At 62.4% G+C, this 9984-nt stretch carries 9 protein-coding genes; all 9 read right to left on the bottom strand.

Translation table 11 applies throughout. The features are described 5' to 3' along the window. Positions 1 to 106: 106 nt before the first annotated feature. Positions 107 to 1333 carry a phosphoglycerate kinase gene (gene pgk / locus LN996_RS18020; RefSeq protein ID WP_231341769.1) on the bottom strand — a complete coding sequence of 409 codons (1227 nt, stop codon included), beginning with the start codon at positions 1331 to 1333 and terminating at the stop codon, positions 107 to 109. A gap of 9 nt (positions 1334 to 1342) precedes the next feature. Continuing rightward, positions 1343 to 2353 (bottom strand): type I glyceraldehyde-3-phosphate dehydrogenase, encoded by a 1011-nt coding sequence (gap, locus tag LN996_RS18015; RefSeq protein WP_089595055.1) that lies wholly within the window; start codon positions 2351 to 2353, stop codon positions 1343 to 1345. A gap of 271 nt (positions 2354 to 2624) precedes the next feature. Next, entirely contained in the window at positions 2625 to 3248 is a 624-nt protein-coding gene (locus LN996_RS18010; protein ID WP_231341768.1) for a superoxide dismutase, read from the bottom strand. A 173-nt stretch (positions 3249 to 3421) separates the two neighbouring features. Then, a complete protein-coding gene (gene whiA / locus LN996_RS18005) occupies positions 3422 to 4402 on the bottom strand; it encodes a DNA-binding protein WhiA (RefSeq protein WP_159699763.1) in 981 nt (326 codons plus the stop codon). Positions 4403 to 4411: 9 nt separating this feature from the next. Beyond that, a complete protein-coding gene (yvcK, locus tag LN996_RS18000; RefSeq protein ID WP_231341767.1) occupies positions 4412 to 5428 on the bottom strand; it encodes a uridine diphosphate-N-acetylglucosamine-binding protein YvcK in 1017 nt (338 codons plus the stop codon). Beyond that, complete coding sequence (gene rapZ, locus LN996_RS17995; RefSeq protein ID WP_159699769.1) at positions 5428 to 6351, bottom strand: RNase adapter RapZ; 924 nt, start codon at positions 6349 to 6351, stop codon at positions 5428 to 5430. The genes yvcK and rapZ overlap by 1 nt, the downstream gene beginning before the upstream one ends. A 125-nt stretch (positions 6352 to 6476) precedes the next feature. Then, positions 6477 to 8492: an excinuclease ABC subunit UvrC gene (uvrC, locus tag LN996_RS17990; RefSeq protein WP_231341766.1), complete on the bottom strand. Its 2016-nt coding sequence runs from the start codon at positions 8490 to 8492 to the stop codon at positions 6477 to 6479. A gap of 62 nt (positions 8493 to 8554) precedes the next feature. After that, the gene (locus tag LN996_RS17985) at positions 8555 to 9223 is read right to left on the bottom strand and encodes a 1-acyl-sn-glycerol-3-phosphate acyltransferase (RefSeq protein ID WP_062069713.1); all 669 of its coding nucleotides are present in this window, start codon (positions 9221 to 9223) and stop codon (positions 8555 to 8557) included. Further along, positions 9210 to 9926: an HAD hydrolase-like protein gene (locus tag LN996_RS17980; protein WP_231341765.1), complete on the bottom strand. Its 717-nt coding sequence runs from the start codon at positions 9924 to 9926 to the stop codon at positions 9210 to 9212. Before LN996_RS17980 ends, LN996_RS17985 begins: the two co-directional genes overlap by 14 nt. Between the last annotated feature and the right edge of the window lie 58 nt (positions 9927 to 9984).

The raw sequence follows: 9984 nt of genomic DNA, 5'->3' as shown, positions 1-9984 counted from the left end.
CCCGCTCGGCGGTCCCCCCCACCAACCAACCCCCCCCTTCTGCAGCGGCTCGCTCCCCGGCCCCCCGGCCCCCCCCCCCCCCCCCCCCCCCCCCCCGGATTGGTGCTTAGCGGTCCAGAACGCTTAAGCCGGGAAGTTCCTTGCCTTCAAGGTACTCCAGGCTGGCGCCACCACCGGTAGAGATGTGGCCGAACTGCGAGTCCTCGAACCCGAGCGTCCGCACAGCAGCAGCGGAGTCGCCGCCACCGACCACAGTGAAGGCAACCGTGTCCGTCAGGGCCTGTGCAATGGCACGAGTGCCAGCGGAGAAGGCTTCGAATTCGAACACGCCCATGGGACCGTTCCAGAAAACAGTCTTGGCCCCTTCGATCTGAGCTGCGAATGCCGAGGCAGATTCGGGCCCAATATCCAGGCCGATGCCGGAAGCGCCGAAAGCACTGTCCTCAATGGCCTCGGCCTTCACGACCTCGTGCTCAGCGTCGGCTGCGAAGCGGCTCGCCACCACAACGTCCGTGGGGATCACGAAGGACGTTCCGGCAGCAGAGGCACGCTTGAGGTAATCCTGAACAACGGGGATCTGGTCTTCCTCGAGGAGGCTGCCAGCGACCTTGTGGCCAGCTGCGGCCAGGAAGGTGAAGAGCATGCCACCGCCCACAAGGATGGTGTCGGCCTTGCCGAGCAGGTTGTCGATGACTGCCAGCTTGTCAGAGACCTTGGAGCCGCCGAGAACCACCACGTAGGGACGCTGTGTGTCCGTTGTGAGCTTTCGGAGAACCTCAACCTCGGTGTGGACAAGATCGCCCAGGTATGAGGGCAGCCGGGTTGCGACGTCGAAGACGCTGGCGTGCTTCCGGTGGACCGCGCCGAATGCGTCGTCCACGAACGCGCCGTTGCTTCCCGTGAGGGCTACCAGCTCATCAGCGAAGGCGCCGCGCTCGGCGTCGTCCTTGCTGGTTTCGCGGGCATCGAAGCGGACGTTCTCCAGGACGAGCACTTCGCCGTCCTGCAGGGCAGCGGCAAGCTCCTTGGCGGAGTCCCCCACTGTGTCTGCGGCAAGCTCTACCTTGAAGTCTGCGAGTTCCGCCAAGCGGGCCGCAGCGGGCTTCAGGGAGTACTTGTCTTCGGGGGCACCCTTGGGGCGTCCCAGGTGGGCGGTTACGAGCACACGGGCACCGGCGTCCGAGAGCTTCTTGAGGACCGGAAGGGAGGCCTTGATGCGGCCGTCGTCGGTCACTGTAGAGCCGTCGAGCGGCACATTCAGGTCACTTCTGACCAAAATGTACCGCCCGCGGACACCTTCAGCGATGAGTTCGTTGAGGGTGTGAGATGTCATGTGTCTACCCTAGCCCAGCTTGGATGCGACGAGCTCCGTGAGGTCTACGAGGCGGTTGGAGTAACCCCACTCGTTGTCATACCAGGAAACAACCTTGACCTGGTTGCCGATGACCTTGGTGAGGCCGGAGTCGAAGATCGAGGAAGCCGGGTCGCCAACGATGTCCGAGGACACGATGGGTGCATCGGTGTAGCTCAGGATGCCGGCGAACTGCTCGGACTCAGCGGCGGCCTTGACGGCTGCGTTGACTTCCTCGACAGTGACTTCGCGGGAAACAGTGACCGTGAGGTCCGTGGCGGAACCAGTGGGGACGGGAACGCGGATGGCGTAGCCGTCGAGCTTACCCTTGAGTTCCGGCAGGACAAGGCCGATGGCCTTGGCGGCACCTGTGGAGGTGGGCACCATGTTGATGGCAGCAGCACGGGCACGGCGGAGATCGCCGTGCGGGCCGTCCTGCAGGTTCTGGTCGGCCGTGTAGGCGTGGACCGTGGTCATGAGGCCACGCTCGATGCCGAAGGCATCGTTGACTACCTTGGCCAGGGGGCCGAGGCAGTTGGTGGTGCAGGACGCGTTGGAGATGATGTTGTGCGCTGCGGGGTCGTAGAGCTCGTGGTTGACGCCCATCACGATGGTGATGTCTTCATCGCTGGCAGGTGCCGAAATGAGGACCTTCTTGGCGCCTGCGTCGATGTGCTTCTGGGCGGCAGCCGCTTTGGTGAAGAAGCCGGTGGACTCGATCACGATGTCCACTCCAAGCTCACCCCAGGGGAGGTTTGCGGGATCGCGCTCGGCAAGGACCTTGATGGACTTGCCGTCGACTACCAGGTTTCCATCGACAACTTCCACGGTCTGGGCGAGGCGTCCACCGACGGAGTCGTACTTCAGGAGGTGCGCGAGGGTCTCGGGGCTGGTGAGGTCGTTGACTGCGACGATCTCAAGGTCTGCGCCCTGGGCCAGTGCTGCGCGGAAGTAGTTACGGCCGATGCGGCCGAAGCCGTTGATACCAATACGGGTGGTCACTATGTGTCAATCTCCTTGGTGCTCTTGCAAGCACGCCTAGTGAGTCGGATTAAAAATTTCCAACTAACAGACCCCGCACGTCTTTGGGCAGAGGTGATTATCAGATCGGAGGGCGACCAGCCACGTTGCTGAAGGCTAACCGCCTTCCGTGATCCATCTTACGTTTAACTGAGCCTGCCCCCGCAACTGCGGAGGCAGGCTTTCCAGCATTTGGCCCCAATTCACGCAAAAAGTGACTTTTGTTACATCGGCGTGAACCGGGGCTCACCAACTAGAGGACGATGAGGCCCGTGGCGTTGGTGCGTGCGGCTTCGAAGCGCTTGGCGACGTCCGCCCAGTTGACGATGTTCCAGAATGCCTTGACGTAGTCAGCCTTGACGTTGACGTAGTCCAGGTAGAAGGCGTGCTCCCACATGTCGAGCATGAGCAGCGGGGTGGTGCCAACTGCGACGTTGCCCTGCTGATCGTAGAGCTGTTCGATGAGCAGGTTTCCACCGATGGGCTCGTAGGCCAGGAAAGCCCAGCCGGAACCCTGCAGGCCAAGCGCAGCGGCGCTGAACTGGGCACGGAAAGCATCGAACGAGCCGAAGGCGTCGTCGATGGCAGCTGCGAGCTCGCCTTCGGGCTTGTCGCCACCGTCCGGGGAGATGTTGTTCCAGAAGACGGAGTGGTTGATGTGTCCGCCGGTGTGGAACGCGAGGTCCTTGGAGAGACGGTTGATGTTGGCGTAGTCGCCCTTCTCGCGGGCATCGGCCAGCTGGGAGAGGGCGTTGTTGGCGCCTGCAACATATGCCGCATGGTGCTTGCTGTGGTGCAGCTCCATGATCTTTGCCGAAATGTGCGGCTCGAGTGCTGCGTAGTCGTAGCCGAGCTCGGGCAGAACGTACTCTGTCACGAAATCCTCCAATGTAGTGGACTGTCGTCCGGTTGGTAACTCTCGTTATTTCATCCGGCCAGCGGGCCGACCGGAAATCCTTGGCGAAGAAACCTGCTCTTGCCTCCACCGGGAACAACCCGAGGCCGCCTTGCAGTATTTCCTCCGCACTTTTTCGATTCTATGGGTGTGCGCTATTCGTCCATCATTTCCGGAGTCACATTTGCCTCAGTGCCCGGGATACCCAAATCCATTGCACGTTTGTCGGCCATGGCAAGGAGGCGCCGGATCCGGCCGGCAATGGCGTCCTTTGTCATGGGTGGATCGGCAAGGCGGCCAAGCTCATCAAGGCTTGCCTGCTTGTGGGCCACCCGGAGCTCCCCCGCGTACTTGAGATGGTCCGGAACGTCGTCACCCAGGATCTCCAGTGCCCGGTCAACCCTGGCACCGGCCGCCACGGCGGCCTGCGCTGAGCGGCGGAGGTTGGCATCGTCAAAATTGGCAAGCCTGTTGGCGGTGGCCCGTACTTCCTTGCGCATCCGCCGTTCCTCCCAGACCATCAAGGCATCGTGGGCACCCATTCGTGTCAGGAGGGCTGCAATGGTGTCTCCGTCGCGGATCACTACACGGTCAACGCCGCGCACTTCGCGGGCCTTGGCCTGGATGCCAAGACGACGGGCGGCGCCAACAAGTGCCAGCGCTGATTCGGGGCCGGGGCACGTGACCTCGAGCGAGGACGAGCGACCCGGTTCTGTCAGGGATCCGTGGGCGAGGAATGCTCCCCGCCACACAGCCTCGGCGTCTGCGGCCGAGCCGTTGACGACCACCGAGGGCAGTCCGCGGACCGGGCGTCCACGTCCGTCCAGCAAGCCCGTCTGGCGGGCGAGGGCCTCACCGTCGCGGACAACCCTGACAACGTACCGGCTCCCCCGGCGTAAGCCGCCGCCGGAGACTACGATGATTTCGCTTTGGTGCCCGTAGACCTCGGCGATCGCCGCGCGGAGGCGCCTGGCTGTGGAGGCGAGGTCGACTTCGGCCTCGATGACGATCCGTCCCGAGATGATGTGCAGGCCGCCCGCAAAGCGCAGCATTGCTGAAACTTCCGCCTTTCGGACCGAAGATTTCTTGATGTCCAGCCGGGACAGTTCGTCCTTGACCGACGCAGTAAGTGCCATCGCGTGTTCCTAACTGTTCCCGAAAATATCGTGGTACGCCGCTGCCAACAGCAGTGGATCATGGACGGGGCGGCGCCTCGACGCCCCTACTCTACCCAACACCACTTCAGCGCCGATCATCCCAGCAGCTTTCTCAAAGGCCTTGAGATCCTGGATCGCAGCAGGATCCGCCAGGACGACGTCGACGCTGAACTCAGGTGCGTAGCGGCGCAGGACATCCAAATGGTCGGCTGCTGTCATGCCTGAGGTTTCCTTGGTTTCCACGTCAAGGTTCATGGTCAGGCAGCGCTTGGCGGCAGTGTCGCCGAGGGCTTGGCGCAGCTCAGGCAGCAGCAAATGCGGCAGGACGGAGGTGTACCAGGAGCCCGGTCCAAGGATGACCCAGTCCGCGAGCTCGATGGCCGTCAGTGCTTCGGTGCAGGCGGGAGCGTCTTCGGGCAGGAGCCGGACGTCTTCGAGTTTGCCGGCCACGGCACACTTTGCCTGCCCGCGAACCGTCTGCAGTTCGTGGCCGCCGGCCGGAAGCGCAATCCGGGCCTGGCCTTCAATGGTGAGGGGCACGCTGGACATGGGAAGAACCTGGCCCCGGGCACCGAGCAGTGCGCCTGCCCACTTCAAGCCGGCCACCGTGTCTCCCAACAGCTCCCACAACGTCACAATGAGCAGGTTGCCCATGGCGTGATGGTCCAGCGAACCGCCCTTGGCGGAACCGGCGTTGAACCGGTGCTGCATGACGTCACGCCAGGTCCGGCCCCAGTCGGTGTCGTCGCACAGGGCGCTGAGCGCCATCCGCAGGTCTCCTGGCGGAAGGACGCCGTACTCCTCGCGGAGCCGCCCCGATGAGCCGCCGTCGTCCGCTACTGTGACGATTGCCGTCAGTTCCGACGTGAGCAAACGCAGTGCCGACAACGAGGCCGCCAAACCGTGGCCGCCGCCCAAGGCGACCACCGAGGGGCTCTTCTTCTGCTGGCTTCCGGGTACCCCCTTGGGCGGAATGAGGGGCAACGGTCCCGTCAGGACCCCCACTACTCGCGTCCCAGGTCTCGGTGGGTGGTGGTCACTGTCACGCGTGGATACTGCGCCAGACGCTTGGAAAGCTCGACGGCGACTGCCACCGAACGATGCTTGCCTCCAGTACAACCGACCGCCAGGGTGGCGTAGTGCTTGTTCTCTTGTCGGTAGCCGTCCAGGACCGGCTCCAAAGCCCGAACATATCGGTCCACGAACTCGTGTACGCCATCGGCAGCCAGCACGTAGTCGCTGACGTCCTCATCCAGTCCTGTATGTGGCCGGAGTTTGGGAACCCAGTGCGGGTTGGGAATGAAGCGGGCATCGGCCACGAAGTTGGCATCCACCGGGAGCCCGTACTTGAAGCCAAAGCTCATGACGTTAAGGCGCAGGGTCACCGGGCCGGTATCGCTGAACAATTCGGTGATGGCCGTCGCCAGGCCGTGGACGTTGAAATCGGAGGTGTCCAGCACGACATCGGCATGTTCACGCAATTCACGCAATACCTCGCGCTCGATGCCGATGCCGTCCAGGATCCTGCCGCCGCCTTGCAACGGGTGCGGACGGCGGCCTTGTTCGAAGCGGCGGACCAGGACGTCGTCATTGGCATCCAGGAAGAGCACCCGGAAGGTGATGCCACTGGCGCTCAGCGCGCCCAAAGCAGTCTGGATGTCGGTGAAGAGATCCTTGCTGCGGACGTCAACCACCACGGCCAGCTTGGGAATCGACTTCGGAGCATGCGAGACAATTTCTGCCAGGGTTCCCAGCATTTGTGGTGGGAGGTTGTCCACCACATACCAGCCATGATCTTCCAAGGCGTCCGAGGCCGTACTGCGCCCCGCCCCGGACATGCCGGTCACTACCAGCAGCTCCGCTTCCGGGGGCTTGACGGGCGTGAGGCCGTCCTGCTCCGTTCCGGATCCTGCCGTTGCCTCATCCATCAGTTGTCCCCGTTTCGTCGGAAGTGATCATTGCAGCCTGTGGTGCCTGCCGCAGGGCATGCACTGCTGGCATGTCCACGTGCCACGGACCGCTTATGCGGCCAACGGCCAAGTTCTTACCCTAGCTAAGATTCAAGGATTTCGCCGGTGGTCATGTTGATCACCGGCACAGTTTCATCATTGGCATCCGCAGAACCCAGATGCTGGACCACGGCTGCGGCCAGGGCGGGACCGATGCCCTTTGCCGACGTGAGTTCCTCGACCGAGGCAGCCTTAATCTTCTTGAGCGAACCAAAGTGTGCCACCAGGGCTTTTCGTTTCGCTTCGCCGAGGCCAGGTACGCCGTCCAGGACGGAGACCGTCATGGCCTTGCCGCGCTTCTGCCGGTGGAAAGTAATCGCGAAACGGTGTGCTTCGTCCCGGATCCTTTGAAGCAAGTACAGGCCTTGGGATGTCCTGGGCAAAATTACCGGGAAGTCGCTGTCGGGCAGCCAGACTTCCTCCAGCCGTTTGGCCAGGCCCACCACGTAGACATCATCGATGCCGAGTCCGGCCAACGCTCGCTTTGCGGCATTCACCTGGGGCTGGCCGCCATCCACGACCACCAGGTTGGGCGGGTAGGCGAACTTTGCCTTGGGGGCGGGCATGGAAGGGTCCGACGGCGGCGCTTCACTCACGCTCTTGGTGCCCGCCCGCGTCGGGTTGACGATCTCGCCCGAGACCACGGGCACCTGGGCGGCTTTGTCCGTCAGGTAGTGCCGGAACCGACGGGTCAGGACGTCATGCATGGCAGCGGTGTCGTCCGCCGCTGCCGCTCCCGTGATGGAGAACTTGCGGTAGTCGGCCTTCTTGGGCAGCCCGTCTTCCACTACCACCATGGAAGCCACGACGTTGGTGCCTTGCACGTGCGAGATATCGAAGCACTCGATCCTCAACAGCGGGACGGGAATCTCCAGTGCCTCCTGAAGCTCCTGAAGGGCAACGGACCGGACCGTGATGTCGCCTGCCCGGCGCGTTTTATGAAGCTTAAGGGCTTGTTCGGCATTCTCGCGCACAGTGGACATCAGGGCTGCCTTATCGCCGCGCTGTGGCACGCGGATGTCAACTTTGGCCCCTCGCAACCCGCCAAGCCACTCAGCGAGTTCGGCATGGTTGCTCGGATTCTCCGGTACCAGGACTTCGCGTGGTATCCGTCCCTGGACGTCGCTGTCTTCGCCGTAAACCTGCTGCAGCAAATGTTCGATGAGTTCGGGTGTGGTGGCGTCCTCCACCTTTTCCACCACCCACCCACGTTGGCCGCGGACCCGGCCACCACGGACATGGAAGACCTGCACGGACGCTTCGAGTTCGTCGTCGTGCAGTGCGAAGACGTCCGCGTCGGTGTCTTCGGCAAGAACTACGGCGTTGCGCTCAAAGACCTTACGAAGGGCGATAATGTCGTCCCTGAGTCCGGCTGCGCGCTCATAGTCGAGCTCGGCTACCGACGCCGCCATGTCCTTTTCCAACCGGCCGATAAAGCGCTTGGCTTCCCCACCCATGAAAGAACAAAAGTCCTCGGCGAGGGCACGATGTTCCTCGGGGGTGATCCGGCCAACGCAAGGGGCCGCGCACTTGTCGATGTAGCCAAGGAGGCACGGGCGTCCACTGGACTGGGCGCGCTTGAAGACACCTGCGCTGCAGCTGCGCACCGGGAAGACCCGCAGGAGCGTGTCCATGGTTTCCCTGATGGCGCCTGCGGTGTAGGGACCGAAGTACCTGGTGCCCTTCCTTCGCTCACCACGCATCACCTGTACCCTGGGGAACTTCTCCCCCATGGTGACGGCGAGGTACGGATAGGTCTTGTCGTCACGGAAGACAACATTGAATCGTGGCTTGAATTCCTTGATCCAGGTGTACTCCAGCTGCAACGATTCCAGCTCGCTGCCCACCATGGTCCATTCGACGCTGCTGGCTGCGTGGACCATTGCATGGGTCTTGGGGAGAAGGCCGGCCGGGTTGGCAAAGTAGGAATTGAGCCTGGACCGGAGGTTCTTTGCTTTGCCCACATAGATGACCCGCCCGTGGGGGTCGCGGAATCGATAGACGCCCGGGGTGGTGGGAATTTCACCCGTTTGGGGCCGGTAACTTGCTGGATCTGCCACGATTCCAGTCTAGTGAACCGGAACGACAGCCATGGCCACCCCGTCGCAGGAGAGCCGGGGTGCTAGTCGACCGACTTGCTCTGGTTGTAGCTGGTGGACCGTTCCTGACCGCTGAGCACGGCAATGGCATCCATGATTTTGTCAGTGACTTCACGGCGGGCCGGCAGGGAATGGTCAGGGCCGGTCTTGTCGAAGTACAGAGGCTCGCCGACCTTCATGGTGAAATGCTGGGGACGGACAGCGTTCTTGTCTGCGGGCTGCAGCTTTTCGGTACCGATGAGCCCTACCGGGATTACCGGTGCGCCTGTGGTCAGGGCAAGCCACCCCACGCCGGTCCGCCCACGGTAAAGGATCCCGTCGCGGGAACGGGTGCCTTCAGGGTAGATGCCGATGCCTTTGCCTGATTCGAGGATGTCCAACAAAGTCTTGAGCGCCTGCACGCTTGCCGCCTGCTCGCCGCGCTCAACCGGAATCGACCCCACAGCTTCGAAGAACGACTTCATCACGGCACCTTTGACGCCCTTGGTGGTGAAGTATTCGGCCTTGGCGAAGAAGGCGACCGGACGTGGCATCAGGGCCTGAACGATGACGCTGTCCAGGAACGAGAGGTGGTTCGGAGCGACAATGAACGGGCCCTCCTTGGGAACGTTCTCCAGCCCAATGACCGTGGGACGGCACGTGGAGGAAATCAATCCCCGGGTGGTCCACCGGATCGCATCAAAGACTGCCATCGTTTTGTACCTCGCTCAGGGCTGCCGCACGGACAGCGTCAAGTTCTTCAATTTTGGTGCGCAAATCAAGTGCGGTGCCGACTACTGCCACTGCACCGGCTTCTTCAAGCTCGCCATCGGGTGCAAATCCCCACGTGACGCCGATGCAGTCCAAGCCGTTCGCCATGGCCCCGGCAACGTCCTGGTGCCTGTCCCCCACCATCACAGCCGGCTGGGAATGAAGGTCCGCCAACGCTGCGCCCACAATTTCGACCTTGCCCGAAGCGGTGTTGGCGCCCAGGGATTCGTCGTCGGCAGCTCCGCGGATGGAGACGAAGAAATCGGCAATTTTATGGTGCTCAAGGACGAGTCGAGCAATTGCCTGCGGCTTCTGCGTAGCCACCGCCGCGGGCCGGCCGGATTCCGCGAAATATTCCAGGAGGTCGAAAATGCCCGGATAAAGCTTGCTCTGCCCGATTCCTGTTTCCTTGTAGTGGCGTCGATACCGCTCAATGGTTTCATCAACCAAGTCAGCAGGGACCTTGGCCAAATGCAGCAGGGAATCGCTGAGTTTGGGACCCACCATGGAATTCAGTACCGCCTGATCCGGTACAGGGAGATTCATTTCACGCAGGGCCACAGAGATTCCCCCTGTGATGCCGCCGGCAGGATCGACAAGGGTGCCGTCCAGATCGAATATTACGGGCACCGTTGTTTGAGTCACCGGGTTAGTTTCTCACGAGTAGCGGCATGCCTGAAACTCGCATGCCGCTACCGGAATA

It is taken from the genome of Arthrobacter sp. AK01 (assembly GCF_021109375.1).
GTDB lineage: Bacteria > Actinomycetota > Actinomycetes > Actinomycetales > Micrococcaceae > Arthrobacter.
Note: the sequence above shows the minus strand (reverse complement) of the source record. Positions and strands in the feature narration are given on the sequence as shown.